The 18,103-nt window shown below is 55.6% G+C and carries 19 protein-coding genes; 5 read left to right on the top strand and 14 right to left on the bottom strand.

Translation table 11 applies throughout. The features are described from left to right. Positions 1-24: 24 nt before the first annotated feature. The 3 genes from mutS to NXS97_RS17935 all read left to right on the top strand — a co-directional run bounded on the left by mutS (position 25) and on the right by NXS97_RS17935 (position 4,074). On the top strand, positions 25-2,586 hold the full coding sequence (gene mutS, locus NXS97_RS17945) for a DNA mismatch repair protein MutS (protein WP_014605174.1): 2,562 nt from the start codon (positions 25-27) through the stop codon (positions 2,584-2,586). A gap of 225 nt (positions 2,587-2,811) precedes the next feature. Further along, a complete protein-coding gene (locus NXS97_RS17940) occupies positions 2,812-3,288 on the top strand; it encodes a helix-turn-helix domain-containing protein (RefSeq protein ID WP_014594427.1) in 477 nt (158 codons plus the stop codon). A gap of 48 nt (positions 3,289-3,336) precedes the next feature. After that, positions 3,337-4,074 carry a 2-phosphosulfolactate phosphatase gene (locus tag NXS97_RS17935; RefSeq protein WP_105077309.1) on the top strand — a complete coding sequence of 246 codons (738 nt, stop codon included), beginning with the start codon at positions 3,337-3,339 and terminating at the stop codon, positions 4,072-4,074. A 63-nt stretch (positions 4,075-4,137) separates the two neighbouring features. Here NXS97_RS17935 and rpoS read toward each other — a convergent pair whose 3' ends face one another. The 13 genes from rpoS to cysG all read right to left on the bottom strand — a co-directional run bounded on the left by rpoS (position 4,138) and on the right by cysG (position 15,607). Next, entirely contained in the window at positions 4,138-5,130 is a 993-nt protein-coding gene (gene rpoS / locus NXS97_RS17930; protein WP_013026913.1) for an RNA polymerase sigma factor RpoS, read from the bottom strand. Between the two features lie 51 nt (positions 5,131-5,181). After that, positions 5,182-6,297, bottom strand: a complete 1,116-nt coding sequence (gene nlpD, locus NXS97_RS17925) for a murein hydrolase activator NlpD (protein ID WP_013026914.1) — start codon at positions 6,295-6,297, stop codon at positions 5,182-5,184. Positions 6,298-6,462: 165 nt separating this feature from the next. Beyond that, on the bottom strand, positions 6,463-7,089 hold the full coding sequence (locus tag NXS97_RS17920; protein WP_014605172.1) for a protein-L-isoaspartate(D-aspartate) O-methyltransferase: 627 nt from the start codon (positions 7,087-7,089) through the stop codon (positions 6,463-6,465). Continuing rightward, positions 7,083-7,844: a 5'/3'-nucleotidase SurE gene (gene surE / locus NXS97_RS17915; protein WP_105091904.1), complete on the bottom strand. Its 762-nt coding sequence runs from the start codon at positions 7,842-7,844 to the stop codon at positions 7,083-7,085. Before surE ends, NXS97_RS17920 begins: the two co-directional genes overlap by 7 nt. 282 nt (positions 7,845-8,126) lie before the next feature. Further along, a complete protein-coding gene (gene truD / locus NXS97_RS17910) occupies positions 8,127-9,167 on the bottom strand; it encodes a tRNA pseudouridine(13) synthase TruD (protein WP_013026917.1) in 1,041 nt (346 codons plus the stop codon). Beyond that, on the bottom strand, positions 9,164-9,646 hold the full coding sequence (gene ispF, locus NXS97_RS17905; protein WP_013026918.1) for a 2-C-methyl-D-erythritol 2,4-cyclodiphosphate synthase: 483 nt from the start codon (positions 9,644-9,646) through the stop codon (positions 9,164-9,166). The genes truD and ispF overlap by 4 nt, the downstream gene beginning before the upstream one ends. Further along, positions 9,646-10,362, bottom strand: coding sequence for a 2-C-methyl-D-erythritol 4-phosphate cytidylyltransferase (gene ispD / locus NXS97_RS17900; RefSeq protein WP_014594431.1), 717 nt, complete (start codon positions 10,360-10,362; stop codon positions 9,646-9,648). The genes ispF and ispD overlap by 1 nt, the downstream gene beginning before the upstream one ends. Positions 10,363-10,365: 3 nt before the next feature. Further along, positions 10,366-10,683: a cell division protein FtsB gene (gene ftsB / locus NXS97_RS17895; protein ID WP_024471451.1), complete on the bottom strand. Its 318-nt coding sequence runs from the start codon at positions 10,681-10,683 to the stop codon at positions 10,366-10,368. 168 nt (positions 10,684-10,851) lie between these two features. Further along, the gene (locus NXS97_RS17890; RefSeq protein WP_013026921.1) at positions 10,852-11,172 is read right to left on the bottom strand and encodes a DUF3561 family protein; all 321 of its coding nucleotides are present in this window, start codon (positions 11,170-11,172) and stop codon (positions 10,852-10,854) included. A 55-nt stretch (positions 11,173-11,227) separates the two neighbouring features. Then, positions 11,228-11,833 (bottom strand): adenylyl-sulfate kinase, encoded by a 606-nt coding sequence (gene cysC / locus NXS97_RS17885; protein ID WP_014594432.1) that lies wholly within the window; start codon positions 11,831-11,833, stop codon positions 11,228-11,230. Continuing rightward, a complete protein-coding gene (gene cysN, locus NXS97_RS17880; RefSeq protein ID WP_013026923.1) occupies positions 11,833-13,260 on the bottom strand; it encodes a sulfate adenylyltransferase subunit CysN in 1,428 nt (475 codons plus the stop codon). The genes cysC and cysN overlap by 1 nt, the downstream gene beginning before the upstream one ends. 11 nt (positions 13,261-13,271) lie before the next feature. Next, on the bottom strand, positions 13,272-14,180 hold the full coding sequence (gene cysD / locus NXS97_RS17875; protein WP_006120739.1) for a sulfate adenylyltransferase subunit CysD: 909 nt from the start codon (positions 14,178-14,180) through the stop codon (positions 13,272-13,274). Between the two features lie 11 nt (positions 14,181-14,191). Further along, positions 14,192-15,607 (bottom strand): siroheme synthase CysG, encoded by a 1,416-nt coding sequence (gene cysG / locus NXS97_RS17870; RefSeq protein WP_013026925.1) that lies wholly within the window; start codon positions 15,605-15,607, stop codon positions 14,192-14,194. Positions 15,608-15,859: 252 nt separating this feature from the next. On the opposite strand from cysG, the gene NXS97_RS17865 reads away from it, so the two are divergent. Continuing rightward, positions 15,860-16,870 (top strand): aminopeptidase, encoded by a 1,011-nt coding sequence (locus NXS97_RS17865; protein WP_014605170.1) that lies wholly within the window; start codon positions 15,860-15,862, stop codon positions 16,868-16,870. Positions 16,871-16,879: 9 nt separating this feature from the next. After that, positions 16,880-17,164, top strand: coding sequence for a YciI family protein (locus NXS97_RS17860; protein WP_013026927.1), 285 nt, complete (start codon positions 16,880-16,882; stop codon positions 17,162-17,164). 67 nt (positions 17,165-17,231) lie between these two features. Here the strand turns inward: NXS97_RS17860 and NXS97_RS17855 are convergent, their stop codons facing one another. After that, complete coding sequence (locus NXS97_RS17855; protein ID WP_013026928.1) at positions 17,232-17,984, bottom strand: IclR family transcriptional regulator; 753 nt, start codon at positions 17,982-17,984, stop codon at positions 17,232-17,234. Positions 17,985-18,103: the final 119 nt, after the last annotated feature.

Below are 18,103 nucleotides of genomic sequence, written 5' to 3'. Positions count from 1 at the left end.
GAGTCAACCTTGAGTAAGAATGAGATGAACAAAACAGCGCACATGGACTTGAGTACGCACACGCCAATGATGCAGCAATATTTACGCCTCAAGGCTGAGCATCCGGATATCCTGCTGTTTTATCGCATGGGCGATTTCTACGAGCTGTTTTATGACGATGCCAAACGTGCCTCTCAGCTGTTAGACATTTCCTTAACCAAACGCGGTGCCTCGGCAGGCGAGCCGATTCCCATGGCCGGTGTGCCCCATCACGCCGTCGAAAACTATTTAGCCCGGCTGGTACAACTCGGTGAATCAGTCGCCATCTGTGAGCAAATTGGCGACCCTGCGCTGAGTAAAGGCCCGGTGGAACGCAAAGTCGTGCGTATTGTTACCCCGGGCACCATCAGCGATGAAGCCCTGTTACAGGAACGCCAGGATAACCTGCTGGCGGCAATTGTTCAGGGGGCGCGCGGCTATGGTTATGCCACGCTGGATATCAGCTCAGGCCGTTTTCGCCTGAGTGAACCTGCCGATCAGGAAACGATGGCGGCAGAACTGCAGCGAACGAATCCTGCCGAGCTACTTTATCCGGAAGATTTTGCTGCGATGGCGCTTATCGATCAGCGTCGCGGTTTACGTCGCCGTCCGCTTTGGGAGTTTGAAATCGACACGGCGCGTCAGCAGCTCAACATGCAGTTTGGCACACGAGACTTAAACGGTTTTGGTGTTGAGCAGGCGCACCTGGGTCTGCGCGCCGCCGGCTGTCTGCTGCAGTATGTGAAAGATACCCAACGAACCAGCCTGCCCCATATCCGCTCTCTTAGCATGGAGCGTCAGCAGGACAGCATCATTATGGATGCGGCCACGCGCCGTAACCTTGAAATTACGCAAAATCTTGCGGGCGGAACAGAGAACACGCTGGCCGCCGTGCTGGATAAAACCGTCACGCCAATGGGAAGCCGGATGCTAAAGCGCTGGCTGCATATGCCGCTGCGTGACAGTAGTATCATCGCGAAACGACAGGCATCAATTGCAGAGCTGCAACCGCTCAGCGATGTGCTGCAACCCTTTCTGCGCCAGGTCGGTGATTTAGAGCGTATTCTGGCCCGACTGGCGCTGCGAACGGCGCGCCCGCGTGATCTGGCGCGCATGCGCCATGCCTTTCAGCAGTTGCCGGAACTCAACGATCTGCTGGCAAACGCCGAATCCGCCCAGTTGAAAACGCTGCGTGCACAGATGGGCGAGTTTAGCGAACTGCGCACTCTGCTTGAGCAGGCCGTTGTCGAATCCCCCCCGGTATTAATCAGGGATGGTGGCGTTATTGCGCCCGGTTATAACGCCGAGCTTGATGAGTGGCGAGCACTCGCCGATGGCGCAACAGATTATCTGGATCGACTGGAAGTTCGCGAACGCGAAAAGCTCGGTCTGGACAGCCTGAAAGTGGGCTTTAACGGCGTTCACGGCTACTACATTCAGGTCAGCCGTGGCCAGAGCCATCAGGTGCCTATCCACTATGTTCGCCGTCAGACGTTGAAGAACGCAGAGCGCTACATCATTCCAGAGCTGAAAGAGTACGAAGATAAAGTCCTTACCTCTAAGGGCAAAGCGCTGGCGCTGGAGAAAAGCCTGTATGAAGGCCTGTTTGACCAGCTGTTGCCGCATCTTGAAGCGCTGCAGCTCAGTGCGGCGGCGCTGGCCGAACTGGATGTCCTGAGTAACCTCGCAGAACGTGCCTGGACACTTAACTACTGCCGTCCCACGCTGCACGACAAGCCCGGGATTAAAATTACCGCCGGCCGCCATCCGGTAGTGGAGCAGGTCCTGAAAGAACCTTTTATCGCGAACCCGCTCTCTCTGGCCCCACAACGCCGCATGTTGATCATCACCGGTCCGAATATGGGCGGTAAAAGTACCTACATGCGCCAGGCGGCATTAATCGCCCTGATGGCCTGGATTGGCAGCTTCGTTCCTGCCGAAGAGGTGGTCATTGGTCCACTGGATCGTATCTTCACCCGTGTGGGCGCGGCAGATGATCTGGCCTCCGGGCGTTCGACCTTTATGGTTGAAATGACCGAGACGGCCAATATTCTGCACAACGCGACAGAAAACAGCCTGGTCCTGATGGATGAAATCGGCCGCGGCACCTCGACGTATGACGGTTTATCGCTGGCCTGGGCCTGTGCGGAAAATCTGGCTAACCGTATTAAAGCGATGACCCTGTTTGCAACGCACTACTTTGAACTGACGACCCTGCCTGAAAAACTGGAAGGCGTGGTTAACGTTCACCTGGATGCAGTTGAACACGGCGATACGATTGCGTTCATGCATAGCGTGCAAGACGGGGCTGCCAGTAAAAGCTACGGACTGGCCGTAGCTGCGCTCGCGGGCGTGCCCAAAGAGGTCATTAAACGGGCGCGCAATAAGCTGAAAGAGCTCGAAACGGTTTCCAGTCAGTCCGCGACGTCAAACATTGACGGCTCGCAGTTGCCGCTGTTGGTAGAAGAAACCTCCCCTGCCGTGGAAGCACTTGAGGCACTGGATCCCGATACGCTGACACCGCGACAGGCGCTGGACTGGATCTATCGACTTAAATCGCTGGTCTGATCACTGCCGCCCTTGACTGGGCGGAAACTGACTGCGCGTCCACCTTCTCTTGCGCCCGCGTTTCCCATTCTGCTGGCGCATTTTTCTGTTACTGCTTTACGCTATGACCGGCCGTTAAAGCGGTGTCATACTGCTGTCGTGTGCCTGTCGTGCTGCGATCGTGTTCCTGACGACGCTAACCGGGGATGCTGCTTACCGATTGTTTACTCTTTCGGAGACTGCACTATGCGTAACCTGAATAAAGTCAGAGAATATCGTCTTGCCCGCGCCTGGTCACAGGAGCAACTGGCCGAAATGGCCGGACTCAGCACCCGAACCGTACAACGCATTGAAAACGGTGATCCACCCAGTCTGGAAACGTTGAGTGCGCTGGCGGCCGTCTTTGCGTGTAAAATCACCGACCTGACCAGCGAGGCATCAGCGGAGAACGGCGAAGCGTTGGACAGCTACATTTCAGATGCCCGCCTGCAGCTTGCTGCCGAGAGTCGGTTTTACCGTTCTCTGTTTAGCGCCGTGGTAGTGTGCACACTGCTGTTCGTCCTCAACCACTTTACCTCGCCGAATGAGCGCTGGTCACTTTGGGTCGCTGCTATTTGGGGAGCCTTACTCGTGGTCAGAGCATTACGCCTGTTTATTTTCAAGGAAGCGATCCGCCGTTGGCAGCAAAGACGGCTGCAAAAGTTATTGCGCAGGCAGGGGTAACTTAGCGGGTTGCGCCTTCCTGTTATCCTCACACTTCAGGAACAGCTTATGCACTGGTACAGTCAGGACGCGTTTGCAATTCGTCTCGAATGGGGCATCGCCGCACTGGATCATCTTGCCGGCAATGTGGATGCCATTGTGATAGTGGATGTGATGTCCTTTTCCACCTGCGTCAGTCTTGCGGTGGAGAACGGGGCACGCGTGTATCCCTATCCCTGGAAAGATCAGACTGTCGTCCATTATGCGCAGTCCGTCGGTGCTGTCGCGGCGAACAGCGACAGGCGATTCGGTGGCGAAGGCTACAGCCTGTCGCCCCGAACGTTGCTCAGCGTTCGCCCTGGTGAAAAGTTGGTACTGCCTTCCCCTAATGGCTCCGCAACCTGCTTCCGGGCACGAGAGTGGGGCGTGCCCGTGCTGACAGGCTGTCTGAGAAACCTCACTGCCACCGCCGAGGCCTGCCGCCCCTTTAAACGTCTTTTGATTGTCCCTTGCGGCGAGCGTTGGCCGGACGGGAGCCTTCGCCCCTGTATTGAGGACTATGTGGTTGCCGGGGGGATCATTGCCGCACTTGAGCGAAACTCGCTGTCACCGGAAGCACAGACCGCTGTCGCAGCCTGGCACGCTCATCAGTTGCAGGATTTCACGGCGCTGTTTCACTGTTCGTCAGCAGCAGAACTGATACAGCGCGGTTTTCCGGAGGATGTAACATTGTGCCTGACAAAAGATGCGGCCCGTCGGCCCTGTTTTTTGTCAGGCGAGTATTTTGCCCTGCGGGCAGAGGCATAACACGCAGATAAAAAAAAGCGATGGGGTTAACCATCGCTTTCTGTTGATGTGCTCTGTGACGGCTTATTCGCGGAACAGTGCTTCAATGCTGAGGCCCTGACCCTGCAGGATTTCACGCAGACGGCGCAAACCTTCAACCTGAATCTGGCGAACACGCTCGCGGGTTAAACCGATTTCACGGCCAACATCTTCGAGCGTTGCCGCTTCATAGCCCAACAGACCGAAACGACGAGCCAACACTTCGCGCTGCTTAGCGTTCAGTTCGAACAACCATTTAACGATACTCTGTTTCATATCGTCATCTTGCGTAGTGTCTTCTGGGCCGTTGTCTTTTTCATCGGCCAGAATATCCAGCAGCGCTTTCTCAGAATCTCCTCCCAGTGGAGTATCAACTGAGGTAATGCGTTCGTTGAGACGCAACATACGACTAACGTCATCAACCGGTTTATCCAGTTGTTCTGCAATTTCTTCCGCACTCGGCTCATGGTCAAGCTTGTGAGAAAGTTCACGCGCAGTACGCAGATAAACGTTCAGTTCTTTAACAATATGGATTGGCAAACGAATTGTACGGGTCTGGTTCATGATTGCCCGTTCAATGGTCTGACGAATCCACCAGGTGGCATACGTTGAGAAGCGGAATCCACGTTCTGGATCAAACTTTTCAACGGCGCGGATCAGGCCGAGGTTACCTTCTTCAATCAGGTCCAGCAGAGCCAGACCGCGATTGCTGTAACGTCGGGCAATCTTAACCACCAGGCGTAAGTTACTTTCGATCATGCGGCGACGAGAAGGAATATCACCTCGTAATGCGCGGCGAGCAAAGAGAACTTCTTCCTCTGCCGTCAGCAATGGAGAATAGCCAATCTCCCCAAGATAGAGTTGAGTAGCATCAAGTACACGTTGCGTCGCACCCTGCGCCAGCAACTCCTCTTCTGCTACATCATTGTCGCCAGATTCATTTTCAACGAGTGCCTTCTCATCAAAAATCTCTGCTCCATTCTCTTCGAATTCCGCGTTCTCATGTAACTCGTTTACTTTCAGCGTATTCTGGCTCATAAGTGGCTCCTACCCGTGATTCCAGGGCAGATTCCTGAGGACTCTGCCGGATTATCGCTGCGGCAAATAACGCAACGGGTTTACGGATTTCCCCTTGTAACGAATTTCAAAGTGTAATCTAACTGAACTGGTTCCGGTGCTACCCATGGTAGCGATCTTTTGCCCAGCCTTAACTTCCTGTTGTTCCCGGACCAGCATTGTATCGTTATGGGCGTAGGCACTCAGGTAATCATCATTGTGTTTAATGATGATTAAATTACCGTAACCACGAAGCGCATTGCCTGCGTAAACCACCCTTCCTGAAGCAGTGGCTACAATTGGCTGTCCGCGCGAACCTGCGATATCGATGCCTTTATTGCCACCCTCGGCGGCAGAGAAGTTATCGATGATCTTACCTTCAGTTGGCCAACGCCAGCTTCCCACAGGGGTTGAACTGTTAGTTGTACTGCTAACCGTAGGTGGTGCGGTAACGGCTGGAGCTGTTGTCGTTGCAACATTTGCTCCCTTCGAAGGCAACAATTTGCTGCCACTCGATTCACCCGAATCATCAGAATACGTAATAACAGGCTGCTGTGCAACAGGGGCCTGTTTTATTTGTGGTGCACTCACAACGCCGCTTTGCGTTGCATCTGCAGCGGTGATGGCGTTGCCACCGGTAATGGGCTGACCCGAGCCGTTGTCAACCTGTAGCGTCTGTCCCACATTCAGGCTGTAAGGGGCCTGAACGTTGTTGCGCTGCGCTAAATCGCGGAAGTCATTGCCCGTAATCCAGGCGATATAGAACAAGGTATCCCCACGTTTTACGGTGTAGGTCTGGCCAGAATAGCTACCTTTAGGAATATTCTGATAACTTCTGTTGTACACAATCCGGCCATTTTCAGTTTGCACATTATTATTATTGGCACTAATGATTCCCGAATTGTTCTGCGGTAAAGGTGTACTACGGCTTAACATTCCGCCCTGCGGTGGCACAGAGGGCACGCCGCCGGTGGCTGGCGCAGTACCAGAGCCAGCCATATTACTGTTGTCATTAACGCTGTTGCTGTCGCCGATATTGCTTATCGGCGCCTGAGTATTATCGCCTGAACTACAGCCTGCCAGCCAAAAACTCACCAGTGAAAGCGCCGCCAGACGGCGTAACTGAAAAATTGTGCTTCCCGTGCTCATTAATCCCCCGTGGTGGCAACCTTTAAAAAACTGACTTACTCGTCTCACCAGCACAATACACTGTGCGGCACGTTAAACGCTGGATTTTCGTTGAATGAACTGGATAGTAGCAATATCAACTACCTGATTCCATGAAACAGTTATGAAGAAATGCTAACAAGGCAGTCAGGCCAGATCGCCCTGAACTAAGGGAACGAAACGGACCGGCTCAATGGTTTCTTCTGTAATCTCATTGCCGCGGCGGCGCAGACGCTTTAACACCTGCTGCTCCTCACCTACGGGCAGCACCATAATGCCGCCTTCCGCCAGTTGCGCTATCAGCGCAATCGGAATTTCAGGCGGTGCCGCGGTAACGATAATGGCATCAAAAGGGCCACGAGACGGCCAACCCTGCCAGCCATCGCCGTGTCGGGTTGAAACATTGTGTAAATCAAGCTGTTTCAGGCGCCGTTTGGCCTGCCACTGCAGGCCTTTAATGCGCTCGACCGAGTAAACGTGTTCAACCAGGTGGGCGAGGATGGCGGTCTGGTAGCCGGAACCGGTGCCAATCTCCAGCACGCGCGCGTGCTCTGTCAGCGCCAGCAACGCGGTCATGCGTGCCACCATATAGGGCTGCGAGATGGTTTGACCGGACCCGATGGGCAGCGCCATGTTGTCCCAGGCTTTGTGCTCGAAGGCTTCATCAATAAAGCGTTCGCGCGGGACATCGGCAATGGCTTTTAACAGGTGCTCATCTTTAATGCCCTGTTGACGCAGCTGTGACAGCAATGTCTCAATACGCCGACTTACCATGCCAGGTGTACCTCAGCGTTGGCCAGCCAGGTGCTGAGAACAGCCTGCGCATTATGCGCAGTCAGATCGACGTGCAATGCAGTCACTGACACATAACCCTCATCCACGGCGGCAAAGTCAGTCTCAGGGCCCGCATCCAGTTTTTCACCGGGCGGTCCAATCCAGTACAGCGGATTACCACGAGGGTCGGTTTGCGCAATCACCCGATCGGCCGGATGACGGCTACCGCAGCGCGTGACGCGAATGCCCTTTATTTTAGCCAGAGGCAAATCGGGCACGTTGATATTTAAGATGCGTCCGGTGCGCAGCGGTTGTTGCGTCAGCGCTTTAAGAATGGCACAGGTCACTGCCGCGGCAGTGTCATAGTGCAGCTGGCCATTTAGCGATACCGCCACGGCGGGCAATCCCAGATGGCGGCCCTCCATTGCGGCCGCTACCGTACCGGAATAGATCACATCATCCCCCAAATTGGGGCCGGCATTAATGCCTGACACCACGATGTCTGGCCGGGGCTGCATAAGCGCATTCACGCCCAAATAAACGCAATCGGTGGGCGTACCCATTTGCACGGCAATATCCCCATTGTCATGGGTAAAGGTGCGCAACGGGGTTTCCAGCGTCAATGAGTTAGAGGCACCACTGCGATTACGATCCGGTGCCACAACCTGCACCTCGGCAAATTGACGCAAAGCCTTTGCCAGCGTCTGAATACCAGGCGCGTGGATGCCATCATCGTTGCTGAGCAATATCCGCATTTAATTCTGACCTTTTCTGTTCAACCGGGCCGCCGTTATATGGACCTGTTTTGAGGCATGGCAACAAGTTAAGAGTGGACAGCGACTTTTGCATTCTAGCGGTGAGCGAGAGGAAGTGGTAGGCGAAAATCAAACGAACGGGCAGGAAAAGAGCAAGGTCGCTACGATGTTAAAGCATCTGGAACAGTGAAATACGCACACTGCCATGCCAACGGGCCGCCTACGCGGCTCGTTGGCAGCCTGACGACGAGGCCGGTTCTGATACACAGGCGACGTCGTGGCTTATTCGTCAGGCATATCAAGTAACTCGGTGCTGTTGAGCAACTCCCGGACAACGCTGGTGGCAAAGCTGCCTGCGGGCAGCCAGAATTGCATCTCCAGCGTGGCCTCATCCTGCCAGCGCCAGCGCAGGTCGCGCGGAACCACCAGCATCGCCCGGCGCCCGGCATCCACGCGCTCACGCTCAAGCAGACCGCGCAGCTCACCGGCATCGGCCAGGCACTGCTGTTCAAAAGCCAGCGCATCCGCCTGAGGGCCGGGCTCGCCCTGCCCCGGCAACGGTGCCGTAATGCGAAGCGCATGCTGATTAACACGCGTCTGCAGCTCGGCCAGCTCTTCCGGCTGGGCAACGAACCAGCTGCCGCGACCGGTAAGCTGCAGTGCATCCCCGTTCATAACCTGGGTTAATCCGCCCTGCTGCGCTAAACGCATGCTGGTCACCTGATTGAACAGCGCACTGCGCGCCGCCGAGAGCATCAGTCCGCGCTTGCTGCGATCGCGTATCTGAATCTCGTTCCGCGCTAACTTAGCCGCCGTCACCAGGTTATTGCCGTTGCGGCCAAAGCGTTGTTCGCCAAAATAGTTGGGCACGCCGTTATCACGGATGCTAACCAGCCGCGCCTCTGTTTCCTCACGATGGCTGACCTGCCGGATCACCAGCCGGAATGCATTTCCCGCCAGGGCACCGATGCGCAGCTTGCGCTTATGGCGCACCACCTCAAGTATGTCAACGCCGTCCAGCGCAAACCCCGCCAGAACGGGCATGGAATTGCCGGGGACGCGAAAGCAAAGCGTCTGTTCCGTAACCGCGTGGCGATCTTTCATGCCCGCATAGCTCAGGTCGCGTACGCTGACCTTCATAAACTTCGCCAGGGCTTCGGCAACAAAACGGGTATTGGCGCCGCTTTTGCGAATGCGCACCAGCACGTGCTCACCCTCGCCATCCGGCTGATAACCCAAATCTTCCACGACCACGAAATCTTCCGGTGTCGCTTTAATCACGCCTGTCGCCTTTGGCGTACCCTGCAGGTAGTGCAGCGTCATGCCGGTTCTACTTTCAACAGTAAGGCCACCGCTTCACAGGCAATACCTTCACCCCGACCGGTAAAACCGAGTTTCTCGGTGGTGGTGGCTTTAACGTTAACCTGGTCCATGTGGCAGCCCAGATCTTCGGCAATGTTAATGCGCATTTGCGGCACGTGCGGCAGCATTTTAGGTGCCTGGGCAATCAGCGTGACATCGACGTTGCCAATGCAGTAGCCTTTGGCCTCAATGCGACGCCATGCTTCACGCAACAGCCCGCGGCTGTCCGCGCCTTTGAACGCCGGATCGGTGTCCGGGAACAGCTTGCCAATATCGCCCATGGCCACCGCGCCCAACAGCGCATCGGTGAGCGCATGCAGCGCCACATCACCATCGGAATGGGCAATAAAGCCATACTCAAATGGGATTCGCACACCGCCAATCACCAGCGGACCTTCTCCACCGAAGGCGTGAACGTCAAAACCGTGACCGATACGCATTATGTGCTCTCCTTTGACTGAATCTGACTGAGATAAAAAGCCGCCAGGGCTAAGTCTTCCGGGCGGGTAACTTTGATGTTGTCGCTACGGCCTGTTACCAGCTCAGGATGATAACCGCAGTACTCCAGCGCCGAGGCTTCGTCGGTAATGGTCGCCCCTTCGTTCAAGGCTCGCATCAAGCTGGCCGTCAGTAAGGCCCGGGGGAAAAATTGCGGGGTTAAAGCGTGCCACAGGTTGTCGCGATCGACAGTGTGCGCAATCGCCGCCTGACCAGGCTCGCCGCGTTTCATGGTGTCACACACGGGCGCCGCCAGAATGCCGCCCGTTTTGCTGGTTTCCCGCAACTGCAGCAGACGATCCAGGTCGTCAGGATGCAGGCAAGGCCGTGCCGCATCGTGAACCAGCACCCAGCTGGCACCCTGAGCTGCCTGCAGGCCGGCCAGAACCGACTCCGCGCGAGTATCGCCCCCGGTGACGCAAATCACGCGCGGATCGTCTGCCAGAGGCAAAGCAGCAAAGTGCCGATCGTCTGGGCTTAACGCGACGATAACCTGCGAGACAGCTGGATGGGAAAACAGACGGGCAATGCTGTGTTCCAGAAGGGTGTGCTGACCAATCGTCAGATACTGTTTAGGGCAGGTTGCCTGCATGCGGCTGCCGATACCGGCAGCGGGCACAACGGCAATCACATCCGCAGAGTGGGACCGATTGTTCATGTTTTATCGTTGTTGGTTTTGCGCGGCTTGTTGCGCGTTGCGTTTGTTCTGGTCAGGGACCAGACGATAGAAGGTTTCACCAGGCTTAATCATGCCTAATTCGCTGCGTGCGCGTTCCTCAATCGCTTCAGAGCCGCCATTGAGATCGTCAATTTCAGCAAAGAGTTGATCGTTGCGCATTTTCAATTTGGCGTTATTCGCCTTTTGTACCGCAACGTCATCGTTGACGCGCGTAAAGTCATGGATGCCGTTCTTACCCAGCCACAATGAATATTGCAGCCAACCCAACAGCACCAACAGCAGTAACGTCAGTTTTCCCATCCCGCCCCCTAAAAACGGCCCAATCATCCCATAACTTTACCCAGGACTCCACACTGGCAGTAAAAATGGCGTGCAATGCCGTTTAGGCAGACAAAAAAGGGAGGAAAAGATCGGACGCAAAGCAGGAAAACTTTTGTAACCTGCTGCTGCGTTTGGACATCAGTGTCCTTACCAGCGGGACAGAAACAGGAACAGTAACCAGAACTGACAGGCCACCGCAGCAACGCAGATCAGAACGGTCCAGAGCAGTTGCCCACGGAGCCAGGTATTCAATACCATTCCTGTGAGAACGGAAACGGGAAACAGGGCCAGGAAAAAGGGCCACGTGTAGAGGAAGAAAAACAGCGTGCTGGAGCCGTACAACAGGAAAGGTATGGCAAGCGCGCACCAGTAACAGATAAAGCCAATGACGCCTCCAGGAAGGACGGAACGAGGCTCATCCGGTGTACGGTGGTCTTTGCGTGCCAGCATGGGAGTAATGTTCTGCATAAATATCCTGTCAACGCGAAGGCGGCAAAACGAAAGGCGCTTTGCCGCTGTCTGTTCAGGAACTGATAATATCGCGCTGACGCAGCAGATCTAACAATTGGGCCGTCAGTTTTGTAACCAATTGTTCCCCGTTAAGCCAGATTTCTGGCTGGTCCGGCGCTTCATAAACGCTGTCTATTCCGGTGAAATTCTGTAACTCGCCTGCACGGGCTTTTTTGTACAACCCTTTAGGATCGCGCGCTTCACACACTGCCAGCGGCGTGTCGACAAAAACCTCGATAAACCGGTCGCTGTCCAGCAGATCGCGCACCATCTGGCGCTCGGCACGGTGCGGTGAGATAAAGGCGGTAAGGACGACCAAACCGGCATCCACCATCAGTTTGGCTACCTCGCCTACACGGCGGATATTCTCTTTACGATGTTCATCGCTAAAGCCCAGATCGCGACACAACCCGTGACGGACATTATCGCCGTCCAGCAGATAGGTGCTGACACCGATGCGGTGTAGCGCCTGCTCCAGCGCCCCCGCAACGGTGGATTTACCGGACCCCGAAAGGCCGGTAAACCACAGTACCACGCCCTGATGGCCATGTTGCTGTTCGCGTGCCTGCTGCGTAACCGGATGGTCATGCCATACTACGTTTTCATCGTGTTGGGCCATTACTGACCGCCCAGCAGATCGCGCGCATTCCAGTGCGGGAAGTGGCGACGGACCAGTGCATTAAGCTCGAGTTCGAACGCGCTGAACTCGCCGTTGTGCTGCGGCCGATCGTTCAGTGGCTCATGAATCAGCCCCGCGCCTACGGTGACGTTACTCAGACGGTCAATAATGATCATGCCGCCGGTTACGGGATTTTGCTGATAGCTGTCAAGCACCAGCGGCTCATCAAACGTAAACTCAGCAAGGCCAATCCCGTTCAGCGGCAGATTGTCCACCTGCCGTTTCTCCAGTGAATTAATCTCAACCTGGTGAATGACCTTTTCCACTCGTCCACGGGCTTTCTTACCGGCGATTTTTACATCGTAGCTCTGCCCGGCCTGAAGCGGCTGCTCAGCCATCCACACCACATCGACGGTGGCGGACTGAACGGCGCGCAGCTCGGCGCTGGCGTCCACTAACAGGTCGCCACGGCTGATATCGATTTCGTCGTTCAGGACCAGCGTAATGGCCTCGCCCGCTCCCGCTTCCTGCAGATCGCCGTCAAAGGTCACAATGCGGGCAATGGTGGACTCCACGCCTGAAGGCAGGACTTTAACGCGCTGTCCCACTTTCACCACGCCAGAGGCCAGCGTACCGGCATAACCGCGGAAGTCGAGATTGGGACGATTAACATACTGCACCGGGAAACGCATCGGCTGGTGATCCACCACCGCGTTTAACTCCACGGTTTCCAGAACGTCGAGTAACGTCGGGCCGCTGTACCACGGCATGCTCTGGCTCTGTGAGGCGACGTTTTCGCCTTCCAGCGCCGACATCGGCACAAAGCGAATATCCAGGTCTTCAGGCAACTGGCCGGCAAAATCGAGGTAATCCTGCTTGATCTGCTCAAACACAGACTGCTGGTAATCCACCAGATCCATTTTGTTTATCGCCACAACCAGATGCTTGATGCCCAGCAGCGTCGAAATAAAGCTGTGGCGACGCGTCTGATCCAGTACGCCTTTGCGGGCGTCGATCAGCAGGATCGCCAGGTCACAGGTTGATGCGCCCGTTGCCATATTGCGGGTGTACTGCTCATGGCCTGGCGTGTCGGCGATGATGAACTTACGTTTTTCGGTGGAGAAATAGCGATAGGCGACATCAATGGTAATCCCCTGCTCGCGCTCGGCCTGTAAGCCATCGACCAGCAGCGCCAGATCCAGTTTCTCGCCCTGGGTGCCGTGACGTTTGCTGTCGCTTTGTAATGAAGACAGCTGATCTTCATAGATCTGACGCGTGTCATGCAGCAAGCGGCCAATCAGCGTACTTTTGCCGTCATCGACGCTGCCGCAGGTCAGAAAACGCAGCAGGCTTTTATGTTGTTGTGCGGTCAGCCAGGCTTCAACGCCGCCCTGTTCGGCAATCTGTTGTGCAATTACGGTATTCATCTGGCGTCTCCTTAGAAATAACCCTGACGTTTTTTCAGTTCCATCGAACCGGACTGATCGCGGTCAATCACACGGCCCTGACGCTCGCTGGTGGTGGAAACCAGCATCTCTTCAATAATCTCAGGCAAGGTTTGCGCTTCAGATTCCACCGCACCGGTCAACGGCCAGCACCCAAGGGTACGGAAACGAACCATGCGCTGTTTGATCACTTCACCTGGCTGGAGGTTAATACGATCGTCATCGATCATCATCAACATGCCATCACGTTCCAGTACAGGACGCGGCGCGGCCAGATAAAGCGGCACGATCTCAATGTTTTCCAGGAAGATGTATTGCCAGATATCCAGCTCGGTCCAGTTAGACAGCGGGAAAACACGGATGCTCTCGCCTTTGTTAATCTGGCCGTTATAGTTGTGCCACAGTTCCGGGCGCTGATTTTTTGGGTCCCAGCGGTGAAAACGGTCACGGAACGAGTAAATACGCTCTTTGGCACGTGACTTCTCTTCATCCCGACGGGCGCCGCCGAAGGCCGCATCAAAGCCGTACTTATTCAGCGCCTGCTTCAGGCCTTCGGTTTTCATAATGTCGGTGTGCTTGGCACTGCCATGCACAAAGGGATTGATCCCCATCGCCACCCCTTCGGGATTGCGATGTACCAACAGCTCCGCGCCCATCGCTTTGACGGTGCGGTCGCGGAATTCATACATCTCGCGAAATTTCCAGCCGGTGTCCACGTGCAGCAACGGGAACGGCAACGTGCCTGGGTAGAAGGCCTTACGCGCCAGATGCAGCATGACAGAGGAATCCTTGCCGATGGAATACATCATGACCGGATTGCCGAATTCGGCTGCCACTTCGCGGATAATATGGATGCTCTCCGCCTCCAGTTGGCGCAGATGAGTGAGTCGTTTTTGGTCCATCGTTTTTCCTCTCAAGCCAGATTGACAACGGCGGACTCGCGAGCCCCCTGCTGTGCCGAATGCTGAAACCAGGCCAGTTGCCCGTGTAAATTAACCACTTCCCCAATCACCAGCAGGGCCGGGGAAGGCGCTGACGCTGCCAGCGTCTCCAGATGTTCGAGTGTGCCGGTCAATACCTGTTGATCCGGCCGGGTACCGCGCCCAATCACCGCAACCGGTGTTGAGGCGGCGCGCCCATGAAGAATAAGCTGCTGGCTGATGTGAGCCGCCTTGACAGCGCCCATGTAGATCGCCAGCGTCTGACGGGCACGCGCGAGGGATGGCCAGTCAATATCATCGCCATCCGGACGGCAGTGTCCGGTGATAAACAGCACGCTTTGTGCGTAATCACGGTGCGTCAGCGGAATGCCGGCATAGGCGGTAGCCCCTGCGGCGGCCGTTACGCCAGGCACGACCTGGAATGGAATGCCCGCTTGCTGCGCCGCCTGCAACTCTTCGCCGCCGCGGCCAAAAATAAAGGGATCGCCGCCTTTAAGGCGCACCACACGTTTGCCTTTCTGCGCCAGCTGCACCATCAACTGGTTAATTTCGTCCTGCGGCAGGAGATGGGCGCTGGCACGCTTGCCTACGCAGATACGATCGGCATCGCGCCGGACCAGATCGAGCACCTCATCGCTGACGAGATGATCGTAGAGCACCACATCCGCCAGCTGCATCACCTGCAGTCCGCGCAGGGTTAACAGGCCGCTGTCGCCAGGCCCCGCGCCAACCAGAATAATTTCGCCCTGTCGGGGCGGCTGATCGCCCAGTTCGCTATCCAGCGTCTGTTTAGCGGCCGTAACGTCGCCCGTCGCCATCTGACTGGCAAAACGGCCATTAAATATTCTTTCCCAGTAACGACGGCGATCGGACATACGGCTGAAGCGAGCTTTGACTTTGTCACGCCACTGACCCGCCAGCTCGGCCATTTGGCCCAGATGGGATGGCAGCAGCGTTTCGAGTTTCTCGCGCAGCATGCGGGCCAGCACCGGCGCGGTGCCACTGGAGGAGATCGCCACGACCAGTGGCGAACGATCAACAATAGAGGGGAAAATAAAGCTGCATTTAGGCTGATCGTCTACCACGTTTACCAGCTTGTGGCGGGCATTCGCTTCGTCATAGACCTGCGCATTCAGCGCATTGTCATCGGTAGCGGCAATGACCAGAAAGACCTTGTCGAGCTGAGCGGGTTCAAAGGACGTGGCCAGCCATTCAAGCTGCTGTTCATCCAGCAAAGCCTGTAACTCGGGGCAGAGTTCGCGTGAGGCGATTTGAATGCGCGCCCCGGCCCGACGCAGCAGCTCAATCTTGCGCGCCGCGATATCTCCGCCGCCGACGACCAGTACGGGTCGACCTGCGAGATCGGCAAAAAGAGGCAAATAATCCACGTTAACCCTAGTGTTGTTACGAAGCGTTATCGCGACTATACGTTCACAGGTTTATTGAGATGAAATTACGAATTGGAATGAGATGTTACCGAATGGAATAACGCTCGGCAAAAGCTCAGAACAAAATGTGCTTAGCGAATGATCTTATGAGGCTTTCCGGACGATTCAAATTGTGTAATCACCGTCACAGTTTCATACTAGGCACAAAAAAATATGGCCCTCTTTTACGGAATGATCCACAAGGAACCCGACATGTCTGCCTTTCTCCGCCTGGCCGTACTGCTTGGCGGCTGCATTATTTTTAGCGCTCAGGCCGTGACCGACCTCACCGGGCACTTTGCTGAGCAACAGGTTCGTCATATTGCCACCTATTTTCCCGGCCGCATGAGCGGAAGCCCGGCTGAACTGATGGCGGCCGACTATCTGCAGCAGCAGTTTACCCAACTCGGTTTTGAAACTAATACCCGGCAGTTTAATACCGGCTACAGCTGGCATGAAAATGACGGCACCTCGCGCTGGCATAAGCTTACCGCTACATCGGTTATTGCCGCGCGTGAAGGCAGTGCGCCCCAGGAAATCCTGGTTGTCGCCAGCCTGGATACCTGGATTCCGCTCACCCGCAGTGAAACCGCGCGCAGCGTAGGCGGATTGCGTTTGCAAGGCGTTGATGACAATGCATCCGGGCTTGGCGTGATGCTGGAACTGGCCCGGCAGATGAGTCATAAACCGCTCCATTATGGCGTGCGCTTTGTCGCGCTCAGCGCCAGCGAATCACAGTTGCACGGCATGGAAGACTATGTGGCACGCATGAGTGAGAAAGAGAAAAAAAATACGCTGCTGGTGATCGATCTCAACAGCCTGATTACGGGCGACCACCTTTATTTCAACAGCGGCATCAACACGCCGCGCGCCGTGCGTAAACAGACCAGCGAACGCGCCTTACTGCTGGCTCGCCGCTATGGCATTTCTGCCGTCAGTCGTCAGATGAAGAGCACTGATTTTCAGGGCATCAATCCTTTCGACGCGGCAGGATTCCCTTTGCTTGATGTCACTGCGCGAAACTGGAACCTGGGCAGCAAGGATGGTGAACAGCAACGCACCCGTTCCCGGCATTTCCCGGATGGCACGACCTGGCATCAGACCGATCGCGATAATCTGGATTTTTTAGATCACTGGCTACCCGGCCGGATTGGTCTTCGTACCCATGACAGCGTTAAAGTGCTGCTGCCATTGCTGAGCGAGTTAACCAACCCCAAAGTGTGAGGACAGACGATGTATGTCATTTACCTGAGTTATTTTCGGCCCATCGAGGAAGTGGAAGCCCTGCTGGCACCCCATATAACGTGGCTGGATCGCTATTTTGACAACGGTGAGTTTATTGCTGCCGGCCGCAAAGATCCCCGCACGGGCGGCATGATCATGGTAAGAGACATGGATCGCGCCCGGCTGGATACGATTCTGGCGGAAGATCCCTTTGTCGCCGTGGCCCATTATGAGGTCACAAAGGTCAACGTGACGCGCACAGCCGATGCGTTTGCGGGGCTGAAAGACCTGTAGCCCCTGAGCCAACAGCGCCGGGCGCCTCGTTTCCCCACGCGGCGCTGCTTTCAACTTGCCCGTCGGCTCAGGTAAAGTCAGACAGCTTCTGACCCGCGTTAATTAAGGTTTTCAGCAGCATCTGACGCCGCGCTTCTGGTGTATCCCGGCTTACCATAAAACAGATGGCCGCCACCGCCAGATCGTTGCGGGCGCGAATAGGCGCAGCCATACAGCAGGTAAAGCTCTCTGACAGCCCTTCCGTCATGGAGTAGCCAAGATGCCCGGCCCGGTGAATGTCAGCCAGAAAGTCCTGCTTATCCAGCACCTTCCCGTTCGCCAGCTGGTAATCCTCTTCCGGGATCAGGGCCAAAATCGCCTCATCGCTCCAGTTACTCAGCAGCAAGCGGCCGGTGGCTGTCCAGGGAATCGGGATTTTAACGCCGATATCGGAGGTTATCTTGAACGGATGGGCATTGCTCTCTGACAGAACCACCGTGTATTTATTGCCTTCCAGCATACACAGCTGCACGGTTTCACCATGCTCAGCAACCATCTCGATCATTAACTGATGGGCACGACGGATCAGGGGATTGTGCGCCATATAATCCGCACCGTAATAGTGCATTTCACGACCAAAATAGATACTGCCTTCCGAATCAATTTCGACCAGCCCCGCCTCACTCAACAGATTAACCAGTTCATACACGCTTGAGCGGGGCGCGCCCGTCGCCTCGATCAGTTCACGCATCGCCATGGGCTGGCGGGCAACGTGTAACTGACGAAAAATCGCGATCACACGGTCCACGCCACGTGCTCTGGCGGGTTTATCTTCCTGCATACCCTTATTCTCCTGCCGGGATCGTCACGTTAAGGTTGATGTAATACATCATACACAGCCCACTTTGTTTTACCTACGGTCGCGCACGCTATCCCGCCTTTTCTTTTTTTCGCGACATG

Origin of the sequence: Pantoea sp. B623 (assembly GCF_024814475.1) — a bacterium.
In the GTDB taxonomy this organism is placed as follows: Bacteria; Pseudomonadota; Gammaproteobacteria; order Enterobacterales; family Enterobacteriaceae; genus Pantoea; species Pantoea ananatis.
This window is presented reverse-complemented; position numbering and strand designations above follow the sequence as displayed.

Coding starts and splice junctions, on each gene's coding strand:
- nlpD (WP_013026914.1), bottom strand. CDS start 6,297: ATGAGCACGGGAAGCACAATTTTTCAGTTACGCCGTCTGGCGGCGCTT.
- cysD (WP_006120739.1), bottom strand. CDS start 14,180: ATGGACCAAAAACGACTCACTCATCTGCGCCAACTGGAGGCGGAGAGC.
- truD (WP_013026917.1), bottom strand. CDS start 9,167: ATGACGCTGCACTACCTGCAGGGTACGCCAAAGGCGACAGGCGTGATT.
- ispF (WP_013026918.1), bottom strand. CDS start 9,646: ATGCGTATCGGTCACGGTTTTGACGTTCACGCCTTCGGTGGAGAAGGT.
- mutS (WP_014605174.1), top strand. CDS start 25: ATGAACAAAACAGCGCACATGGACTTGAGTACGCACACGCCAATGATG.
- cysN (WP_013026923.1), bottom strand. CDS start 13,260: ATGAATACCGTAATTGCACAACAGATTGCCGAACAGGGCGGCGTTGAA.
- NXS97_RS17855 (WP_013026928.1), bottom strand. CDS start 17,984: ATGCAGGAAGATAAACCCGCCAGAGCACGTGGCGTGGACCGTGTGATC.
- surE (WP_105091904.1), bottom strand. CDS start 7,844: ATGCGGATATTGCTCAGCAACGATGATGGCATCCACGCGCCTGGTATT.
- NXS97_RS17890 (WP_013026921.1), bottom strand. CDS start 11,172: ATGCAGAACATTACTCCCATGCTGGCACGCAAAGACCACCGTACACCG.
- ispD (WP_014594431.1), bottom strand. CDS start 10,362: ATGAACAATCGGTCCCACTCTGCGGATGTGATTGCCGTTGTGCCCGCT.
- ftsB (WP_024471451.1), bottom strand. CDS start 10,683: ATGGGAAAACTGACGTTACTGCTGTTGGTGCTGTTGGGTTGGCTGCAA.
- NXS97_RS17935 (WP_105077309.1), top strand. CDS start 3,337: ATGCACTGGTACAGTCAGGACGCGTTTGCAATTCGTCTCGAATGGGGC.
- NXS97_RS17940 (WP_014594427.1), top strand. CDS start 2,812: ATGCGTAACCTGAATAAAGTCAGAGAATATCGTCTTGCCCGCGCCTGG.
- cysC (WP_014594432.1), bottom strand. CDS start 11,833: ATGGCCCAACACGATGAAAACGTAGTATGGCATGACCATCCGGTTACG.
- rpoS (WP_013026913.1), bottom strand. CDS start 5,130: ATGAGCCAGAATACGCTGAAAGTAAACGAGTTACATGAGAACGCGGAA.
- NXS97_RS17920 (WP_014605172.1), bottom strand. CDS start 7,089: ATGGTAAGTCGGCGTATTGAGACATTGCTGTCACAGCTGCGTCAACAG.
- NXS97_RS17860 (WP_013026927.1), top strand. CDS start 16,880: ATGTATGTCATTTACCTGAGTTATTTTCGGCCCATCGAGGAAGTGGAA.
- NXS97_RS17865 (WP_014605170.1), top strand. CDS start 15,860: ATGTCTGCCTTTCTCCGCCTGGCCGTACTGCTTGGCGGCTGCATTATT.